At 67.2% G+C, this 18,874-nt stretch carries 20 protein-coding genes and 1 tRNA gene; 11 read left to right on the top strand and 10 right to left on the bottom strand.

Annotated elements, in window-relative coordinates; translation table 11 throughout:
• Positions 1-40 precede the first annotated feature (40 nt).
• The 7 genes from NNZ72_RS10475 (at position 41) to NNZ72_RS10435 (ending at position 6,331) form a co-directional block, all read left to right on the top strand.
• Positions 41-116: transfer RNA gene (locus NNZ72_RS10475), tRNA-Ala, on the top strand.
• Positions 117-279: 163 nt separating this feature from the next.
• On the top strand, positions 280-603 hold the full coding sequence (locus tag NNZ72_RS10470) for a type II toxin-antitoxin system RelE/ParE family toxin (RefSeq protein WP_257315245.1): 324 nt from the start codon (positions 280-282) through the stop codon (positions 601-603).
• Entirely contained in the window at positions 600-878 is a 279-nt protein-coding gene (locus NNZ72_RS10465; RefSeq protein WP_257315244.1) for a helix-turn-helix domain-containing protein, read from the top strand. The genes NNZ72_RS10470 and NNZ72_RS10465 overlap by 4 nt, the downstream gene beginning before the upstream one ends.
• Positions 879-1,096: 218 nt before the next feature.
• Positions 1,097-2,035 carry a helix-turn-helix transcriptional regulator gene (locus NNZ72_RS10460; RefSeq protein ID WP_257315243.1) on the top strand — a complete coding sequence of 313 codons (939 nt, stop codon included), beginning with the start codon at positions 1,097-1,099 and terminating at the stop codon, positions 2,033-2,035.
• 242 nt (positions 2,036-2,277) lie between these two features.
• Complete coding sequence (locus NNZ72_RS25455) at positions 2,278-4,182, top strand: calcium-binding protein (RefSeq protein WP_306766252.1); 1,905 nt, start codon at positions 2,278-2,280, stop codon at positions 4,180-4,182.
• A 171-nt stretch (positions 4,183-4,353) separates the two neighbouring features.
• Complete coding sequence (locus tag NNZ72_RS10440; RefSeq protein ID WP_257315242.1) at positions 4,354-5,520, top strand: TMEM43 family protein; 1,167 nt, start codon at positions 4,354-4,356, stop codon at positions 5,518-5,520.
• 22 nt (positions 5,521-5,542) lie between these two features.
• Positions 5,543-6,331 carry a YdcF family protein gene (locus tag NNZ72_RS10435; RefSeq protein WP_257315267.1) on the top strand — a complete coding sequence of 263 codons (789 nt, stop codon included), beginning with the start codon at positions 5,543-5,545 and terminating at the stop codon, positions 6,329-6,331.
• 3 nt (positions 6,332-6,334) lie between these two features.
• Here NNZ72_RS10435 and NNZ72_RS10430 read toward each other — a convergent pair whose 3' ends face one another.
• Positions 6,335-6,808 carry a hypothetical protein gene (locus tag NNZ72_RS10430; RefSeq protein ID WP_257315241.1) on the bottom strand — a complete coding sequence of 158 codons (474 nt, stop codon included), beginning with the start codon at positions 6,806-6,808 and terminating at the stop codon, positions 6,335-6,337.
• Positions 6,809-6,936: 128 nt separating this feature from the next.
• Here NNZ72_RS10430 and NNZ72_RS10425 point away from each other — a divergent pair, with 128 nt between their 5' ends.
• Entirely contained in the window at positions 6,937-7,572 is a 636-nt protein-coding gene (locus NNZ72_RS10425) for a trimeric intracellular cation channel family protein (RefSeq protein ID WP_257315240.1), read from the top strand.
• Here NNZ72_RS10425 and irrA read toward each other — a convergent pair whose 3' ends face one another.
• On the bottom strand, positions 7,573-7,995 hold the full coding sequence (gene irrA / locus NNZ72_RS10420) for an iron response transcriptional regulator IrrA (protein ID WP_257315239.1): 423 nt from the start codon (positions 7,993-7,995) through the stop codon (positions 7,573-7,575).
• Between the two features lie 317 nt (positions 7,996-8,312).
• Between irrA and fabA the strand changes: the two genes are divergently transcribed.
• The 3 genes from fabA to fabI are packed head-to-tail and all read left to right on the top strand — an operon-like array spanning position 8,313 to position 10,911.
• Complete coding sequence (gene fabA / locus NNZ72_RS10415) at positions 8,313-8,819, top strand: 3-hydroxyacyl-[acyl-carrier-protein] dehydratase FabA (RefSeq protein ID WP_257315238.1); 507 nt, start codon at positions 8,313-8,315, stop codon at positions 8,817-8,819.
• Between the two features lie 57 nt (positions 8,820-8,876).
• A complete protein-coding gene (gene fabB, locus NNZ72_RS10410; RefSeq protein WP_257315237.1) occupies positions 8,877-10,100 on the top strand; it encodes a beta-ketoacyl-ACP synthase I in 1,224 nt (407 codons plus the stop codon).
• 4 nt (positions 10,101-10,104) lie between these two features.
• The gene (fabI, locus tag NNZ72_RS10405; protein ID WP_257315236.1) at positions 10,105-10,911 is read left to right on the top strand and encodes an enoyl-ACP reductase FabI; all 807 of its coding nucleotides are present in this window, start codon (positions 10,105-10,107) and stop codon (positions 10,909-10,911) included.
• 141 nt (positions 10,912-11,052) lie between these two features.
• On the opposite strand, the gene NNZ72_RS10400 is transcribed toward fabI, so the two are convergent.
• The 8 genes from NNZ72_RS10400 to rbfA all read right to left on the bottom strand — a co-directional run bounded on the left by NNZ72_RS10400 (position 11,053) and on the right by rbfA (position 18,853).
• Positions 11,053-11,280 (bottom strand): hypothetical protein, encoded by a 228-nt coding sequence (locus NNZ72_RS10400; RefSeq protein WP_257315235.1) that lies wholly within the window; start codon positions 11,278-11,280, stop codon positions 11,053-11,055.
• 95 nt (positions 11,281-11,375) lie between these two features.
• A complete protein-coding gene (locus tag NNZ72_RS10395; protein ID WP_257315234.1) occupies positions 11,376-12,392 on the bottom strand; it encodes a class I SAM-dependent methyltransferase in 1,017 nt (338 codons plus the stop codon).
• 80 nt (positions 12,393-12,472) lie between these two features.
• Positions 12,473-14,620: a polyribonucleotide nucleotidyltransferase gene (gene pnp / locus NNZ72_RS10390; RefSeq protein WP_257315233.1), complete on the bottom strand. Its 2,148-nt coding sequence runs from the start codon at positions 14,618-14,620 to the stop codon at positions 12,473-12,475.
• 300 nt (positions 14,621-14,920) lie between these two features.
• On the bottom strand, positions 14,921-15,190 hold the full coding sequence (gene rpsO, locus NNZ72_RS10385) for a 30S ribosomal protein S15 (RefSeq protein WP_257315232.1): 270 nt from the start codon (positions 15,188-15,190) through the stop codon (positions 14,921-14,923).
• A 134-nt stretch (positions 15,191-15,324) separates the two neighbouring features.
• Positions 15,325-15,666, bottom strand: coding sequence for an SH3 domain-containing protein (locus NNZ72_RS10380; RefSeq protein ID WP_257315231.1), 342 nt, complete (start codon positions 15,664-15,666; stop codon positions 15,325-15,327).
• Entirely contained in the window at positions 15,663-17,381 is a 1,719-nt protein-coding gene (locus NNZ72_RS10375) for a sensor histidine kinase (RefSeq protein WP_257315266.1), read from the bottom strand. Before NNZ72_RS10375 ends, NNZ72_RS10380 begins: the two co-directional genes overlap by 4 nt.
• Positions 17,382-17,497: 116 nt before the next feature.
• Positions 17,498-18,433 carry a tRNA pseudouridine(55) synthase TruB gene (truB, locus tag NNZ72_RS10370; protein ID WP_257315230.1) on the bottom strand — a complete coding sequence of 312 codons (936 nt, stop codon included), beginning with the start codon at positions 18,431-18,433 and terminating at the stop codon, positions 17,498-17,500.
• Positions 18,434-18,445: 12 nt separating this feature from the next.
• Entirely contained in the window at positions 18,446-18,853 is a 408-nt protein-coding gene (rbfA, locus tag NNZ72_RS10365; protein WP_257315229.1) for a 30S ribosome-binding factor RbfA, read from the bottom strand.
• Positions 18,854-18,874: the final 21 nt, after the last annotated feature.

Genomic DNA, 18,874 nt, shown 5'->3' with positions numbered 1-18,874 from the left:
GCTTCGGTTCCCGGAAAACCGGCCCTGCCGGACCCGTTATGGGGCTATAGCTCAGCTGGGAGAGCGCTTGCATGGCATGCAAGAGGTCAGCGGTTCGATCCCGCTTAGCTCCACCAAATTTCTCCTGAAAATACAGTAAGTTACCAGACCGCGACTTTCGCTGCATTCTGCTTTCCGACCTCGGGGCACCCCCGGGGCACCCCGAGAACGCAAATCAGCGCTCCGCCTCATACTACCATGCCCATTGCATGATTATCGCATATTCGCTATATAGCCTTTATGCGATGGACGGTTGAGACCCTCGACATTGTCGATTCCGAAATCGGGGCGTTGCCGCCCGGCCTTCAGGCCCGGCTCATCCGTCTCATGGAAGCGGTCGAGAACATTGGCCTGGAGCAGTTGCGGGAACCGCACGTCAAGCATCTGGAGGGCAAGCTTTGGGAACTGCGCGCCAAGGCTTCCGAAGGTATCGCACGCGGCATTTACGTGACCGTCACCGGACGGCGTGTGATCATCCTGCATGTCTTCGTGAAGACGTCGCAGAAGACCCCGAAAGCCGCCCTAGATATTGCGAGAGCGCGGATGAAAGAGGTGAAGCCATGACGAAGATCGCAGACCTCAAGAAGAAGCTGATGGACAACCCGGAATTCCGGCAGGAATACGAGAAGGCCGACACAGAATTCCGGCTTATCGAAACCCTCGTCCATGCCCGGACGAAGGCGAAGCTCTCCCAGGCCGAGCTTGCAAAGCGCATCGGCACGACGCAATCGGCCATCGCCCGGCTGGAAGGCGGCGGTGTCTCCCCGTCCCTCTCCACCCTGCGCCGATATGCCGAGGCCACTGGAGCTAGGCTCGAGATCAACCTCGTAACGCCTTGATCCCACGGGCGGGTTCCTTGCATGCGATTGGCGGCAACCTTCTACCGACGGGCGTGCCGAAGCGGAACACCTGGCTTCAATACGATCAACGGTATGCGCATCCGGTATCGCGGCCGTGAGAATAGAGGCGGCTGCTCGCACGTTTTGATCTTGCAGCCGGGCCTGCCCGGTCTGTCCATTGCAGGCCGGAACAGCCCCACTTTTGCTCGGGATCGTCCATGTCCATCGTCCAGTTTTCCACGCGAGATACGGCCGAGAACCTGCGGCGGGAGCTCGTCGAGGCGGTCTATAACGGCCATGTGCGCACCGGGATCGACTTCCTTGGCGATGGGCCGGTCGATATCGACGTGACGCTGCGCGGCGTCGGCGGCGTGCATATCGCCCACGCCAATACGACGCCCGTCACCCTCGTCACCCCGTCGGACGAGGAGGACCTCCTCTATCTCAGCGTCGCCGGCGGCAACGGCGTGCATGACGCAAAGGGCGAAAACCTCTTCATCCGGCCGGGCGACGTCAACGTGATGCGGCGCGACCGCAAGACGGTGACCACCGTCGCCGAGCGCAGCTCCTGCCTCAGCATCGCCATTCCGCGCCGCCTCGTCGTCGATCGCATCGCCTCCAGCGACAACCTCCTCAAGACGTGGTCGCTGCGCGATCCCGCGGCCCATCTTCTCAACAGCTACGCCGTGTCGCTGCTCGACAGCCATGCCGATATTCCCGCGCCGGACCAGGCGGTCTTCGCCGCCCATCTCGTCGATCTCACGGTGCTGATGCTCGGTGCGAAGCGCGACAGCGGGCAACATGCCCGCAGGAACGGCGTGCGCGCCGCCCGCCGGCATGCGATCAAGGCCGACATCGCCGCCCATCTGTGCGATCCGCGCCTCTCCCTCGAATGGCTCGCGCGCCGCCACGGCATCAGCGTGCCCTATGTCCGGGCGCTGTTCTACGAGGAAGGCACCAGCTTCACCGACCACGTGACGGCCGAGCGGCTCGACCACGCGCACGGCCTTCTGCTCGATCCCCGGTTCAGGCACCACACCATCGCCGCCATCGCCCTGATGGTCGGCTTCGGCGACATCTCCTGGTTCAACCAGGTCTTCCGGCGGCGCTTCCAGGCAACGCCGTCCGATATCCGCCAGGGCCTCGCCCTGAACTGACGCAGCCGTCAGCATCCCAAAACCCTGAGACCCTCCCCAAGCCAGCGCGGCCGGCAGCGGAGTAAGCTCGCCTCCATCGAACCCCGGAAAGGGGCGCGAGCGCACGGCATCGCCCGGGCGCGAGGCTGACAGAAGGGGGCGCAGGCGACGCGCATCCGCCGTCGCGGCGGCGACCCCGGGATTGTGCTCCGCCGGGAGCGCGCAAACCGGCGGTGCGGACCGCCACGACAAGCGAGGGTATCATGGCACGCGATGCGAACGGCAACAACAACGGCACGAACGGCAACGACATCCTGTGGGGCAAGGCCCTCGTGCTCGGCGACGGCTCCTACGACAATTACGGCGACTTCGATTCGGCCCATACGCAGGGCGCGCTGCGCGGCTTCGGCGGCGACGACACCATCTTCGGCGACATCTACTACGACGGCGACGACGGTGCGGAAGGCGACACCATCTACGGCGGCGACGGCAACGACCGCATCTTCGGCGACTGCGGCACCGACGAGCCGGACTGGGCGACCAGCAGCAACGGCGCCTCCGACGTGCTCCACGGCGATGCCGGCAACGACCAGATTTACGGCCAGGCCGGCAATGACCAGCTCTACGGCGGCACGGGCAACGACGTGCTGGTCGGCGGCAGCGGCTCGGACACCCTGCGCGGCGGCGGCGGCAACGACACCCTGTGGGCGGGCCTGTCGAACAACACGACCTTCGAGACCATCCGCAACACGCTGTTCGGCGATGCGGGCAGCGACAGGCTCTACGGCAGCGCCGGCGTCGACGAGATGGACGGCGGCGACGACAACGACATCCTCTACTGCGCCGGCGGCGACGACAATGTCGACGGCGGCAACGGCGCGGACGTGATCTACGGCGGCGACGGCGACGACTACATCGACGGCGGCGGCTACTATGCGAGCGCGAGCGGCGACGGGGCGGACACGCTTCACGGCGAAAACGGCGACGACTACCTGTTCGGCTTTTCCGGCAACGACCGGCTCTATGGCGGCGCCGGCAGCGACCTGCTGGACGGCGGCACCGGCAACGACCTCTACGACGGCGGCGCGGGCGCGGATGTCTACCGCTGCGCCAACGGCGGCAACGATACCTACATCTTCGGCGCGGGCGATAAATTCGAGCGGGAATATGCCGACGACGGCGTCGATCTCGTCCTCGCCTCCGTCTCGCACAGGCTCGGCAGCTTCCACGAGAACCTGACGCTGACGGGCACGGCCGGCCTCGGCGGCACCGGCAACGACCTCGCCAACAAGATCATCGGCAATGCCGGCAAGAACGTCCTCAAGGGCGGTGCGGGCAACGACAGGCTGTACGGCGGCGCGGGCGCGGACCTTCTGGACGGGGGCAACGGAGCCGACCAGCTGGGCGGCGGGACCGGCGACGACAGGCTCTACGGAGGGTCCGGCAATGACAAGCTCTATGGCGGGGCCTCCGCCGACAGGCTCTACGGCGGAGCCGGAAAGGATCTGCTGGACGGCGGCACGGGCACCGACCGGCTCGAAGGCGGCAGCAGCAACGACACCTACATCGTCGACAGCAGAAGCGACAAGGTCGTCGAGATCCATGGCCAGGGCATCGATCTCGTCAGGGCCTCGGTGAGCCACACGCTTTCCAGCCAGGTCGAGAACCTGACGCTGACGGGCAAGGCGGGGATCAACGGCACCGGCAACGGGCTTGCCAACGCGATCACCGGCAATGCCGGCAGGAACACGCTTTCCGGCGGCAAGGGCGACGACACGCTGAAGGGCGGGGCAGGCGCCGACAAGCTTACCGGCGGCCTTGGTGCCGACAAGCTCCAGGGCGGCTCCGGCGCGGACAGCTTCGTGTTCAAGTCGGTCAAGGAGACGGCGCTGTCCAAGTCCGGCCGCGACACGATCTTCGACTTCAACGGCAAGCAGGGCGACCGGATCGACCTGCGGGCGATCGACGCGGACGCGAGGACGAAGGCGAATGATGGCTTCGACTTCATCGGGACGGCGGAGTTCTCCAAGACCGCGGGCGAGCTTCGCTACGAGAAGAAGGCGTCGGACAGCTACATCTACGGCGACGTGAACGGCGACGGCAAGGCAGACCTCGCCATTCATCTCGACGACGCCCTCACCTTCACCGAGGGGTATTTCCTGCTGTAGGCGGGGCCGTCATAGCGATCCCCGCCACGCCTTGCGTTGCGGTGCCGGCGACCGGAAAGGGCATGCGCAATGCCTTGACCGGCCCGCGCGCCGCTGCAAAACGGGCCGGGACGAGAATAAACGGCGGGGACCGGCCGTATCGCTCGGAAGAACGCCGGCGCGAGGGACACCATGAGCTTCACCGAAACCACCACGATCTCCTGGTTCGCCCGGTTGAAGGGGGCGCTCGTCAAGATCGTCGTCGGGCTCCTGCTGCTCGTCGCCTGCGTCTGGCTGCTCTTCTGGAACGAAGGGCGGTCCGTGAAAACCTACAGGGCGCTCGTGGAGGGGGCGGGCCTCGTGGTCCCGGTCGACAACGGCTCCGTCGATCCGGCGAACGAGGGTCGGCTCGTGCATGTCACGGGCGCCGTGAAGCCGGTCGGCGTGCCGGGGGATCCGGTCTTCGGCGTCACGGCGGAGGGCGCGGCCGGGCTCGACCGCATCGTCGAGATGTACCAGTGGGTGGAGCGCTCGAAATCGGAGACGCGCAAGCAGCTCGGCGGCAGCGAGGAGACCGTGACCATCTATTCCTACCACAAGGAGTGGACGCGGAGCGACGTGAGCTCCGACAGCTTCCGCCAGTCCGGCCATGACAATCCGAAGAAGCCGGTGGACGACGATGCCTTCCCGGTCGAAAGCGCGCGGATCGGCGCCTTCAGCGTCGACGGGCGCGCGGTCGCGCGCCTCGGCGAGGAGCGGCCCGTCGCGCTCACCGCCGCCGACGCGCGCCGCATGGGCGAGGCGCTGCCGCTCGGCAAGCCCGTCTCCATCGTCGGCGGCCAGGCGGTCTTCTCCTTCGATCCGCAGGACCCCGAGGTGGGCGACATCCGCATCCGCTTCGAGCGGTCCGATATCGCCGAGGCGAGCTTCGTCGGCGCGCAGCGCGGGACGGCGCTGACCCCCTACAGGACGACGAACGGGCGCGAGCTCTTCCTGAGCGGCGCCGGCCTCGTCGATGCGGCCGCCATGTTCGACACGGCGCAGAGCGAGAACACGGTCATCACCTGGCTGGTGCGCGCCGGCGGGCTCGTCGGCCTCTTCGTCGGCTTCGCCTTCGTCTTCTCGATCCTCGGTGTCGTCGCCGACGTCGTCCCCTTCGTCGGCTCGATCGTCCGCTTCGGCACGAGCGCGGTCGCGCTGATCCTCACCCTGCTCGTCGGGCCGCTGGTCATCGCCGTCGCCTGGGTCGCCTATCGTCCGCTGCTCGCACTTACGATCCTCGTCATCGGCGTCGCGCTGGCGGCCGGCATCGTCTATATGCGGCGGGGCAAGGCCGCGCCGGCACTGGCGCGGGCATGAATGACCAGACGGACGGACCGTGATCTACTACGCCTCGAAAATCTTCTGGCTCCTCGCGCAGCCGCTATCGCTCGCCTTCCTGCTTCTCGTCGCGGGCCTGCTTGCCGGCCTCCTGCGCTGGCGCCGCATCCGCACCGGCGCCGTCGCGCTCGCCGCGATCCTCCTTTTCGTGACGCTCTTCACCTCGGCCGGTTCGGTGCTGCTGCAGACGCTGGAGGACCGTTTCCCCCGCGCCGTGCCGCCGGCGGGCGGGCCCGGCTGCATCGTCATGCTCGGCGGGGGCGTGGAGGCGGAGGTGATCTCCGCGCGCGGCGGCTTCGAGATGAACCAGGCGGGCGACCGCTTCGTCGAGACGCTGCGGCTGGCGCGGGATTTCCCGGAGGCACGCATCCTCATTTCCGGCGGCGACGGCTCCTTCAGCGGCCGCTACGAAGGAGACGCGGCCGTCGCGTCGCGCTTCTTCGACACCTTCGGCATCGCGCCGGAGCGGCTGATCCGCGAGACCCAGTCGCGCACGACCTTTGAGAACGTCGCCTACACGAAGACGCTGCTTACCGAGAACGGCCTTGCCGACTGCCTGCTCGTCACCTCGGCCTTCCACATGCCGCGCGCGGTCGGGCTGTTCCGCAAGGCCGGGCTGGAGGTACTGCCCTGGCCGACGGACTACCGCACGACGGGCGAGGCGCGCCTCGCGCTCGATTTCACGCAGCCGTCGACCAACAGCCAGCTCATGACGACGGCGCTGCGCGAATGGACCGGCCTGCTCGTCTACTATCTTGCGGGGCGCACGCATGCGCTCTTCCCGCAATAGCGGCTATTTCTTGGAGATCGTCTCGAAGCGGGCGCCGCGCACGCGGATGGTCATGATGCAATAATCGCTGTCGTCGCGACCGCAGCTTGCGGCATTCGCCTTCAGCTCCAGCACCATGTTGCCATAGCGCTTCTTCAGCTCGTAGCCGTAGAGATCGGCATTGGCGGCGAGGAAATAGCCGCCTTCGGCGACGCGGATGTAGAAATTGTGCGGGCAGCCGACATTGCCGCAGAGCCCGCCGGGAATGCCGTCGCAATTGACGGCGCCGAGATTGGTGACGAGGTCCGGCAGGCCGTCATTGTTGAAATCGACGGTGTCGGCGAAGTCCTGGCCGTAGATCGGCGTCTTGCAGCGTCTGGCGACTTCGGCCTGCTCGTGGGCGAGCGCGTCCGGCACGATCTCGGCGGCCCGGACGGACAACGGGGCAACGAGGATCATTGCGGCGAGCGTCGCGAGGATTCTGATGCGGACGGCCATCTCACAACCTTTCCATGGCGGGCGATTCGGTCATTATGCGGCGAGCGGCCGATTCCGGCCGGGGCCATGCGGGCCTATTTACACCGGGCAGGCTGTCGCGAAGCTGTGCCCGCGGAGGGGAAACGACCGTGCCGATCCTGGAACTCACCGACTATGCCGGCGTCGCGGTCTTCGCGGCCACGGGCGCGCTCGCAGCCTCCCGCAAGGAGCTCGACATCATCGGCTTCCTGTTCCTCGCCGCCGCCACCGGCATCGGCGGCGGCACGTTCCGCGACGTCGTGCTGGGCGCGACGCCCGTCTTCTGGGTGGTCAACCCGACCTATCTCGTCGTCTGCGTCGCCGTGGCGCTCGTCGTCTTCTTCACCGCGCACCGGGTGGAATCGCGCTACCGGCTGCTGCTCTGGCTCGATGCGCTGGGGCTTTCGGCCTATTGCGTGATGGGTGCGGCCAAGGGGTTCGCGGCGACCGGCTCGCCCGCCGTCGCGGTGACGACCGGCGTGCTGACGGCGAGTTTCGGCGGCATCCTGCGCGACCTGCTCGCCAACGAGCCGTCCGTGCTGCTCCGGCGCGAGGTCTACGTGACGGCGGCGCTTGCGGGCGCCTCGGCCTTCACGACCGCCACGGTCGCCGGCCTTCCTCTCTGGGCGGCCTCGTCGATCGGCATGGGGACGGCGTTCGTCGTGCGCGGCGGGGCCCTGCGCTTCGGCTGGAGCATTCCGGTCTACAGGCCGCGGCCGGGGCGGCATCCGGACGATGTGATGTGATCAGGTGCGGGTGCGCGGGCGCAGCCGGATGATCACGTCGACATGGGCGATCTCCATGCCTTCCGGCGGCTCCGGCAGGTTGCCGATCGTCAGGTTGCTGATCGGGATGTCGAGAACCTGGTTCTCGCCCTCGATGAAGAAATGGTGATGGTCCGAGACGTTGGTGTCGAAGTAGGTCTTGGAGCTTTCGACCGCGAGGACGCGGATGAGGCCCGCCTCGGTGAACTGATGCAGCGTGTTGTAGACGGTGGCAAGCGACACCGGAACCCCGGCGGTCACGGCCTCCTCATGCAGTTCCTCCACCGTCAGGTGGCGGTCGCCCTTGGCGAAAAGCAGATCGGCCAGCGCCACGCGCTGGCGGGTCGGGCGCAAGCCGAAATGGCGCAGACGCTCTTCGATGGGCAGCTCATATGCATGCGTCATGGGCGACGGGTCCGCTCGTATGGGGCCTTGAACGACAATCCTGAAATTTTCATATAACTTTTGCGCGGACCGGATTCAATAGGATTGCCGCGCTGCAAAACCGTGCAACCTGCGGAAAACCGGCGCGTTTCCCCTCTCCCGGCCACTTTGCGCTGGCTGTCGGCCCCCGCATCATGTATGCGGCTTTCGAAATTCACGTCTCGCCCGGGCCGGGCAAGGCAGGACGAAAGTGGACGGCGCGGGTGCTTCAAATCGCGCCGATCCTCCTCTAAAGCTAAAGTCATGACGACAAGACAGACCGGGGATGAGACACCGAGATGACGACCAGGCAATCCAGCTTCAATTATGAGGAAATCCTGCGCTGCGGACGCGGCGAGCTGTTCGGCCCCGGCAATGCGCAGCTTCCTCTCCCGCCGATGCTGATGGTCCATCGCATCACCGACATCTCCGAGACGGGCGGCGCCTTCGACAAGGGCTATGTCCGCGCCGAATACGACGTGCGCCCCGACGACTGGTACTTCCCCTGTCACTTCGCCGGCAACCCGATCATGCCCGGCTGCCTCGGCCTCGATGGGATGTGGCAGCTCACCGGCTTCTTCCTCGGCTGGCTCGGCGAGGAAGGCCGCGGCATGGCGCTCTCCACCGGCGAGGTGAAGTTCAAGGGCATGGTGCGCCCGGAGACGAAGCTCCTCGAATACGGCATCGACTTCAAGCGCGTCATGCGCGGCCGCCTCGTGCTCGGCACGGCCGACGGCTGGCTGAAGGCCGACGGCGAGACCATATACCAGGCGAGCGACCTGCGCGTCGGCCTGTCGAAGGCCTGAACGGCGGCTTGAGCCCGCCCGCAGGAAGACGGACGTTCCAGAAAAAAGGTCAGGAAAATGAGACGGGTTGTTGTCACGGGTCTGGGGATCGTATCCTCCATCGGGAACAATGCGGACGAGGTGACGGCGTCGCTCCACGACGCGCGCTCCGGCATCAGCTTCTCCCAGGACTTCGCCGATCACGGCTTCCGCTGCCAGGTCTGGGGCTCGCCCGACATCGACACGACCGACCTCGTCGACCGCCGCGCCGCCCGCTTCCTCTCCCAGGGCGGGGCCTGGAACCACGTCGCCATGAAGCAGGCGATCGCTGATTCCGGCCTGGAGGAAGCCGACTACGCAGCCAATCCGCGCGTTGGCATCATCATGGGCTCCGGCGGCCCCTCCACCCGCACGCTGATCGAGGCGGCGGAGATCACGCTCAAGAACAATTCGCCCAAGCGCATCGGTCCCTTCGCCGTGCCGAAGGCGATGTCGTCGACGGCGTCGGCGACGCTCGCCACCTGGTTCAAGATCCACGGCGTCAACTATTCGATCTCGTCGGCCTGCTCCACCTCGGCGCACTGCATCGGCAACGCCGCCGAGATGATCCAGTGGGGCAAGCAGGACCTGATGTTCGCCGGCGGCCACGAGGACCTCGACTGGACCATGTCGAACCTCTTCGACGCCATGGGCGCCATGACCTCCAAGCACAACGACACGCCGGCCACCGCGTCCCGCGCCTATGACGTGACGCGCGACGGCTTCGCCATCGCCGGCGGCGCGGGCGTGCTGGTGCTGGAGGAGCTGGAACGCGCCAGGGCGCGCGGCGCCAAGATCTATGCCGAGCTCGTCGGCTACGGCGCGACGTCCGACGGCTACGACATGGTCGCCCCCTCCGGCGAGGGCGCGGTGCGCTGCATGCGCCAGGCGCTCTCCACCGTGAAGGGCGAGATCGACTACATCAACACGCACGGCACCTCGACGCCGGTCGGCGATTCGAAGGAGATCGGCGCGATCCGCGAGGTCTTCGGCGACAGGATCCCGCACATCCAGTCGACCAAGTCGCTCACCGGCCATTCGCTGGGAGCCGCCGGCGTGCAGGAATCGATCTACGGCCTCCTGATGATGCAGGCGGGCTTCATCGGCGAGAGCGCGCACATCACCGAGCTCGATCCGGAATTCGAGGGCGTTCCGATCGTGCGCAAGCGCATCGACAACGCCAGGATCGACACGGTCCTTTCCAACTCCTTCGGCTTCGGCGGCACCAACGCCACGCTGGTCTTCCAGCGCTACAACGGGTGATAGCATGACCGGCATCATGAACGGTAAGCGCGGCCTTATCATGGGGGTCGCGAACAATCATTCCATCGCCTGGGGGATCGCCCAGAAGCTCGCGGGCCAGGGCGCCGAGCTCGCCTTCACCTACCAGGGCGAGGCGCTCGGCAAGCGCGTGAAGCCGCTCGCCGCCGAGCTCGGCTCCGACTTCATCCTGCCCTGCGACGTGGAGGACATCGCCTCCGTCGACGCGACGATCGCCGCGCTCAAGGACCGGTGGGGCAAGCTCGACTTCGTCGTGCACGCCATCGGCTTTTCCGACAAGAACGAGCTGAAGGGCCTCTACGCCGACACCACGCGCGAGAATTTCTCCCGCACGATGGTGATCTCCTGCTTCTCCTTCACGGAGATCGCAAGGCGCGCGGCCGACCTGATGGAGGAAGGCGGCACGATGCTGACGCTCACCTATGGCGGCTCGGTGCGCATCATGCCGAACTACAACGTGATGGGCGTCGCCAAGGCGGCGCTGGAGGCCTCGGTGCGCTATCTCGCCGGCGACTACGGCCCGCGCGGCATCCGCATCAACGCGATCTCGGCCGGCCCGATCCGCACGCTCGCGGGCGCGGGCATCTCCGACGCGCGCGCCATGCTCTCCTGGCAGCAGAAGAACGCGCCGCTGCGCCGCACCGTCACCATCGAGGACGTCGGCAATTCGGCGGTCTACCTGCTCTCCGACCTGTCGAGCGGCGTCACCGGCGAAATCCACTACGTCGACGCCGGCTACAACATCACATCCATGCCGACCCTGGAGCGCTTGCGCTCGGCCGACAGCGAATAAGGAACGGGGCGAGATTGCCCCTCGCCTGCCTGCCGGCGTCCTCTCCCCGCAAGCGGGGCGAGGAATTTATGCCGTTCCGTTTTCCCTTCTCCCGCTTGCGGGGAGAAGTCCCGGCAGGGGGATGAGGGCAGGTCGCAAATTCTACAACAACGCCAGCACGACGAGCAGCAGCACCGCCCCGGCCGCGACGGTGACGAGCAGGGCGCGCACGCGGGCGTTCATTTCCAGCGGTTTTCCGTCGGCACGTTTGCGCAGGAAGGCAATCGGCACCTCGGAGGTGGGCGTATGGCCCTCCCCTTCCTTGACTTCCTTCGCGATCACCTCCGCCACGTCTTCCGTCAGCGGCGGTCTTGCGGGTCCAAAAGCCATGGCTGGTCTCCTGAACGGGAACGGTCCGCGGATGATGGGCCCGTTTCCGCGAAATGGCAACCGCGCCGGGAGGCGAAGAATGTCGCAGCCGAAGCTCAGCGCCGGCCCCAGAGCACCTTGAAGCGCGCGTTGCGGCAGACCTCGCCGCTCTCCTTGAAGGCCTCCTTGAGCACCGGCTCGTAGGGCAGGCCGCGATTGGCGACCATCAGCAGCCGGCCGCCGACCTTGAGTGCCTTGGCCGCCGCACGGATCATCGCCGCGCCGAGGCCATGGTCGGCCGCGTGCCCCTCGTGGAAGGGCGGGTTCATGACGATGAGGTCGTAATGGTCGCGCGGCGTCTCGCTTGCGAGATCCATCCAGTAGTAGCGGGCGGGAACGTTCGGGCAGTTCTCCGCCATGTTCTCCCTGGCCGCCTCCAGCGCCTCGTAATGGGCCTCGAACAGGTCGACGCCCTTGGCCTCGGGCGCGCGGCCGCCGAGCATGACGGAGAGATAGCCCCAGCCGGCGCCGAAATCGGCGGCGTGGCCGCGGAAGTCCTCGGGGATACGGGTGGCGAGCAGCTCCGAGCCCTCGTCGATCCGGTCGTGCGAGAACATGCCCGGGGCGGCGGTGAAGCGGCCGGCGACGCGCACGGGCTTCGCCGCCAGCTTCGCGATCGCCGCCGAGGCATCCTCCGGCCGGGCGAACCAGACGGCGAGGCCATGGTATTTCGGCATGGAGTCGCCGGAAAGGCCGAGCTGGTCGAGGCGCTTCCTCAGCGACTGGACGCCGTCCTCCTTGCCGCCGGCGATCACGATCAGCCCGCCCGTGCGCACGCGCCTGAGCGCCTCGGCGATGCGGTTCTCGTTCTCGCCCTTGTGCTTGTTGAGGAGCACCAGCGCGCCGTCGTAATCCTCGCCGCCGGCGACCGGCTGCGCAGGCACGCGGGCCGCCTCCAGCGCGCGGTAGAGCGGGCGCAGAGGCTGCACGGCGTCGATTGCCGCGGCAAAGCCCTCCGGCGGGCGGTGGCCGGCCTCGGCGCCGAGGAAGAGATAGCGTTCGCCCGCGCCGGGCAGCGCCAGCGTGCCGGTCGCGAAGGGGTGGAACAGGGTTTTCAGGGCGTCGCGCGTCATGGTCGGATCCGGAAGGCGTTTCAAAGGAAAGGGGCGCGGAACATGCCGCTCCGCGCCCCTTCTATCCCGTCAGGCAAGGCTTATTCGGCGGCTTCGCCGTCGTTGCTCTTCTTCTCGGCGACGATCTCCTTGCCGGTCGCCTGGTCGACGACCTTCATGGAGAGGCGGACCTTGCCGCGCTCGTCGAAGCCCATCAGCTTCACCCAGACCTTGTCGCCTTCCTTGACGACGTCCGAGGTCTTGGCGACGCGCTCCTGGGCGAGCTGCGAGATGTGCACGAGGCCGTCGCGCGGGCCGAAGAAGTTGACGAAGGCGCCGAAATCGGCGGTCTTGACGACCGTCCCCTCGTAGATCTGGCCGACTTCCGGCTCCGCGACGATGGAGTGGATCCACTTGCGGGCGGCTTCGATCTCCTTCGCCGACGAGGAGGCGATCTTGATCGTGCCGTCGTCCTCGATGTTGATCTTGGCGCCGGTCTTTTCGACGATCTCGCGGATGACCTTGCCGCCCGTGCCGATGACTTCGCGGATCTTGTCGACCGGGATGTTCATGACCTCGATGCGGGGGGCGAACTCGCCGAGCTCGGAGCGGCCTTCGGTGATGGCCTTGGCCATCTCGGCGAGGATGTGCAGGCGGCCGCCCTTGGCCTGGTTCAGCGCGACCTTCATGATCTCCTCGGTGATGCCGTCGATCTTGATGTCCATCTGCAGCGAGGTGATGCCGGCTTCCGTGCCCGCGACCTTGAAGTCCATGTCGCCGAGGTGGTCCTCGTCACCGAGGATGTCGGAGAGGACGGCGAAGCGGTCGTCTTCCTTGATCAGGCCCATGGCGATGCCGGCGACCGGCTTGGCCAGCGGAACGCCGGCGTCCATGAGGGCGAGCGAGGTGCCGCAGACGGTCGCCATCGAGGACGAGCCGTTCGACTCGGTGATCTCGGAGACGACGCGCAGCGTGTAGGGGAACTGCTCGGCGGAGGGCAGCATCGGGCGGATGGCGCGCCAGGCAAGCTTGCCGTGGCCGATCTCGCGGCGGCCCGGGGAGCCCATGCGGCCGGTCTCGCCGACCGAATAGGGCGGGAAGTTGTAGTGGAGCATGAAGCGCTCCTTGTACATGCCGGTCAGGCTGTCGACATACTGCTCGTCCTCGCCGGTGCCGAGGGTCGCGACGACGATCGCCTGCGTCTCGCCGCGGGTGAAGAGGGCCGAGCCGTGCGTGCGCGGCAGCAGGCCGACCTCGGCGACGATCGGGCGGACCGTCTCCAGGTCGCGGCCGTCGATGCGGCTCTTGGTGTCGAGGATGTTCCAGCGGACGATCTTGGCCTGCAGGTGCTTGAAGACCGAGGCGATCTCTTCGGCGCTGTATTTCAGCTCGACGGCGCCTTCCGGCAGGAAGTGCGCCTTGACCTTGGCCTTGACGGCGTCGACGGCGGCGTAGCGGTCGGCTTTCTGGGTGATCTTGTAGGCGTCGCGCAGCTCGGCTTCGGCAAGGCCGAGCATCTCGGCCTCGAGCGCGGAATAGTCTTCCGGATCGAACTCGCGCGGCTCCTTGGCGGCGACTTCGGCGAGCTTGATGATCGCGTCGATGACCGGCTGGAAGCCCTTCTGGCCGAAGACGACGGCGCCGAGCATCACGTCTTCCGGCAGTTCCTTGGCTTCCGACTCGACCATCAGCACGGCTTCCTGCGTGCCGGCGACGATGAGGTCGAGGCTCGACTCGTCCATCTCGTCGAGATGCGGGTTTAGGACGTATTCACCGTTGATGTAGCCGACGCGCGCGCCGCCGATCGGGCCCATGAAGGGGATGCCCGACAGCGTCAGCGCAGCGGAGGCGGCGACCATCGACAGCACGTCGGGATTGTTCTCCAGGTCGTGCTGGACGACGGTGACGATGACCTGGGTGTCGTTCTTGTAGCCTTCCGGGAAGAGCGGGCGGATCGGACGGTCGATCAGGCGGGAGACGAGCGTCTCGTTCTCGGAGGGACGGCCTTCGCGCTTGAAGTAGCCGCCGGGGATCTTGCCGGCCGCGTAGGTCTTTTCCTGGTAGTTGACGGTGAGCGGGAAGAAATCCTGGCCCGGCTTCGGAGCCTTGGCCGAAACGACGGTGGCGAGAACGACCGTCTCACCGTAGGTGGCGAGCACGGCGCCGTCGGCCTGACGGGCGACCTTGCCGGTTTCCAGCTTGAGCGGGCGGCCGGCCCATTCGATTTCGACCGTATGGGTATCGAACATGTCTTGTCCTTCTTGGCGGATCGGCGCGCCGCCGCCTCGGAAAGGCGCGGGCGGCTCGTCCGCATTCGTGACGTATCATGGGCAAGACAACGGGAGGCTTCTTCGTAAGACTGGCGGCCCGAGCCGCCGGAAGCATCCTGCAATCCTGCCCCATGACAGGTCATCGGTTGGCTCCGCAGGACCGGCCCATCCGGCCTGCTGGAAAGTCCGTCTCGCACGGGAACCCGTGCGGAACGACCGGCGGAAGCGAGTTCCGCAAAGAAAGCCGGCGGGCGCCGGGAAGCGCCCGCCGGAAGCGGTTTAGCGGCGAATGCCCAGAGCTGCGATCAGCTTCGTGTAACGGGCTTCGTCCTTCTTCTTGAGGTAGTCAAGAAGCGAGCGGCGGCTGGAAACCAGGGTCAGAAGGCCACGACGGGAGTGGTTGTCCTTCTTGTGGTCCTTGAAATGGCCGGTCAGGTTGTTGATACGCTCGGTCAGGATCGCGACCTGGACTTCCGGAGAGCCGGTGTCGCCTTCCTTCGTGGCGTATTCCTTGATCAGAGCGGCCTTGCGCTCAGCAGTGATCGACATCGTATGTCCTTTCATGAATGGAGAACGGGTCGCCAAAAGCCGGGATGTCGTCCAGCGATGGCCGTGAAGGCAAGCGGCATATGCCCGCATTGCTGGCGGTGCCTATAAACCAATCGGCTGCGAAAGGAAAGAGCCTATCGCTGCCCCGCCGGCGGGATGGGCGCGGCCTCGCGCGTCCCCTCGCCCGCGTCGCAGACGACATAGGCGGCGAAGACCCAGCCAAGCCGCTCGCCGTCGCGCGAGACGAAGAGCCAGCGCTTCGTGCCGACCGTCGTCTCGTCCAGCGGATCGACCCGGGCACCGTTCGGCAGCGTGCCGGCGATCGCGCCGTTCGGGGCGGTGCGCACGTTGAGCGGCGTGCCGGTCGGATCGTCGACGAGGCACCGGCCGCCCTGCGCCGCCGCATCCCCCGCCCCGGCGAGGAGAAGGAGGCTGCCGGCAAGCGCGGGCAGGCGGGACGGAAGGCTGCTCGTCACGTCGTCTCCCTTTCCGGCGTGCCGCCGTCGCGCAGGCGCGCAAGCGGGATCGCCACCCGCCATTCGATGCCGTCCTCGTGCACGATGCGCTCCAGCCGCGCGCCGAGCGCCATGCCGAGCATGCGCTCGAGCACGATGGTGCCGAAGCCCTTCTGGCTGTCGGCCAGCGCCTCCCGGTCGATCGTCGCCCGGCTCTCGCGCCAGACGAGCTCCAGGTCCGTGGGCGTCGTCGTCCAGTTGAGCGAGACGATGCCGGTGTCGTTGGCGAGCGCGCCGTATTTCGTGGCGTTGGTGGAGAGCTCGTGCAGCGCCATGCCGAGCGTCTGCGAGGCCTGCGGGTCGAGCAGCACCACGGGGCCGGAGATGCGCACGCGCGCGGGATCGTCCGGCGTGAAGGGCTTCAGCTGGTTGCGGGCGAGCTCGGCGAGGTTCACGCCCTGCGTGGCATTGGCGATCATCAGGTCGGTCGAGCGGGCAAGCCCCGCCACGCGCTTGCGGAAGGCGTCGGCGAAATCCGCCGCGTTCCCGGCACCGGCGGAGGACTGGTTCAGCATCGCCTGGATGACGGTGAGCTGGTTCTTCGAACGGTGCGCCACCTCGCGCATCAGGAAGCGCACCTCGTTTTCGGACTTCACCCGCGCGTCGGCGGCCTCCGACAGGGCGGCCGACACGGTTTCCAGCTCCGAGATGACGTAGCGGCGGCGCGGAACGCGCTCGCCCTGCCCGAGCCTGCGGGCATCGAGCGCCAGCAGGCGAACGTCGCGCGAGAGCACGCGGGCGATGCCGAAGGTGCCGACCGCGGCGGCGGCGGCGAAGATCGCCCCGCCGATCGTCAGCCAGAGGAAGGAGGAGACGGCCGGCGCCTGCACGTCCGACGCCTTGGCCCAGGCGATCATGCGCCAGCCGGCGAGCGCCGAGAACTCGGTGACGATCTGGTAGTTGGTCCCCCTGTGCCGCGTGGTGCTGACGCCGATGCGCAGCGGCGGCACCACCTTGAGGAAGAACGGCTTGCCCGTCTCCTGCTTGGCGTCCGTCGAGACGACGACGGTGCCCGCCGAATCCAGCACGGCGGCGTTCCAGCCCGGCGAAAGGATGTCGGGGTTCGCCGCCCGGCGGAGCGTCTCTGCATTCTTCGTCAGCGTGAGGAGGACGCGCCTGCCGTTGTCGGTGACGATCGGCTGGTAGACGTTGAACGCCCAGCGTTCCTCCGTCGGATCGAAGAAGAGGTCGGAAACGGCGGGCTGGTCGCGGTCGAGCGCGCGGCGGGCGGATGCCGGGTCGGGCGCGGCCTGCAGCGGCGTGCCATAGGGCACGTGCGTGTCGAGAAGCGGGTTGAGGTCCGTGTCCAGCACGACAAAGCGCACGCCGCTGCCTTCCAGCGCCTTGCCGGCCTGCGCATGCATCGCCGCATAGTCGCCGGTCTCCAGGCCGCTTGCGGTCGACAGCACCGACAGCGTCGAGAACATGCTGGAAATCTCGCGCTCGACGGCGCGGTTCACCGCGCCCGTCGAGGTGCGCAGCAGCGATTCGAAGATCCGCTCCTGCGCCTCGTTGGTCCTGTCGAGCACGAGGATCGAGAACAGGAAGGCGGGGATGATGGCGACGAGGATGAGGCAGACAAGATAGAAAGCGACCGGCTGGCGCACCAGCCGGTTCGATTGCCGGTCCGCATCCGTATCCGCTTCCCCTGCGGAGACCGTTCGGTCGGTCGGCACGCTCGTCAAAAATCGGCCCTTTCCACCAGCGCCCGTCACGGGGCGACCCTCGCGGGACCATAAAGCCCGCCGCTTGTGGTGAAATCAAGTCCGGGGCGATTGGTTCCGGGGCGATGTCAGCCGGCGAAGACGCGCTTGGGGCGGAACTCGCCGCCGCCGATCTCGCCGATCGCCACGAGCTTGCCGCGCGCGGTCGCATAGGCCTCGTCGGCGGAGACGGGCGCGTCGCGGCCGCGCAGCAGGATCGGGTTGCCCATGCGCAGCCGGTGCGCCTGGTCGTCGGTAACGACGATCTGCGGCAGGTCGGAGAGCGCCTCGCCGGTCTCGATCAGGAAGGCGTCGAGTGCTGCCAGCCGTTCGGCCTCGTCCTCGATCGCCTCCAGCGCCGTCAGCTCGGCGAGCGGCACCATGTCCTCCTCGCCGAACGGCGCGACGAAGGTGCGGCGCAGCGCGGAGATATGGCCGTAGCAGCCGAGCTCGCGGCCGAAGTCGCGGGCGAGCGCGCGCACATAGGTGCCTTTGCCGCATTCGACCTCGAACGCGGCGGTGTTCTCGTCCGGACAGCCGATCAGCGTCAGGCGGTGGATCTCCACCTCGCGGGAGGGGATCTCGACCGTCTCGCCGTCGCGCGCGAGATCATAGGCCCGTTCGCCGTCGATCTTGATCGCGGAGAACTGCGGCGGGACCTGGCGGATGACGCCGGTATAGCGGCCGAGGATGGCGCGGATCGCCTCCTGCGCGGGACGCGCGTCGGACGACTTCGTCATCTCGCCCTCGAGGTCGTCGGTCGTGCGCTCCTCGCCCCAGGTCACGGTGAACTCGTAGATCTTGCGGCCGTCCATGACGTAGGGAACGGTCTTGGTGGCGTCGCCGAGCGCGATCGGCAGCATGCCGGAGGCGAGCGGGTCGAGCGTGCCGGCATGGCCCGCCTTCTGCGCCTTGTAGAGCCACTTGATCTTCGAGACCGCCTCGGTCGAGCCGAAGTCGAACGGCTTGTCGAGGATCAGCCAGCCGGAAACCGGCCGGCCCTTGGGTTTGCGGGGTCTGGACATGGATTACCTGGTCTATTGCTCGTCGCCGTCTTCGGCGTGGAGATCGCGCGCCACGTCGGGCGAGCGCAGGAGCTCGTCGATCTTCTTGTAGTTGTCGAAGCTCGTGTCGTCGCGGAAGCGGACGTCGGGCATGTATTTCATCTGGCGAAGCTGCGGGCCGAGGCGGCCGCGGATATATTTCGCATGGCGGTTCAGCGCCTCGATCACGCTCTCGTGGTCGGCGACGCCGAGCGGCGTCACGAAGGCGGTGGCGTGGCGCAGGTCCGGCGACATGCGCACCTCGGAAATGGCGATCACCGTCTTCTCGATCAGCGGATCGCGCACCTCGCCGCGCTGCAGGACCTGGGTGATCGCCGCGCGCACCTGCTCGCCCACGCGCAGCATGCGTTGCGAGGGTGCGGAGGATGTGGCTCTGCTCATGGTCGTCACCTTCTAGACCGT

Origin of the sequence: Shinella pollutisoli, from assembly GCF_024609765.1 — a bacterium.
GTDB classification, from domain to species: Bacteria; Pseudomonadota; Alphaproteobacteria; order Rhizobiales; family Rhizobiaceae; genus Shinella; species Shinella pollutisoli.
The sequence above is the reverse complement of the archived record's forward strand: the minus strand, read 5'-3'. Positions and strand labels throughout refer to the sequence as shown.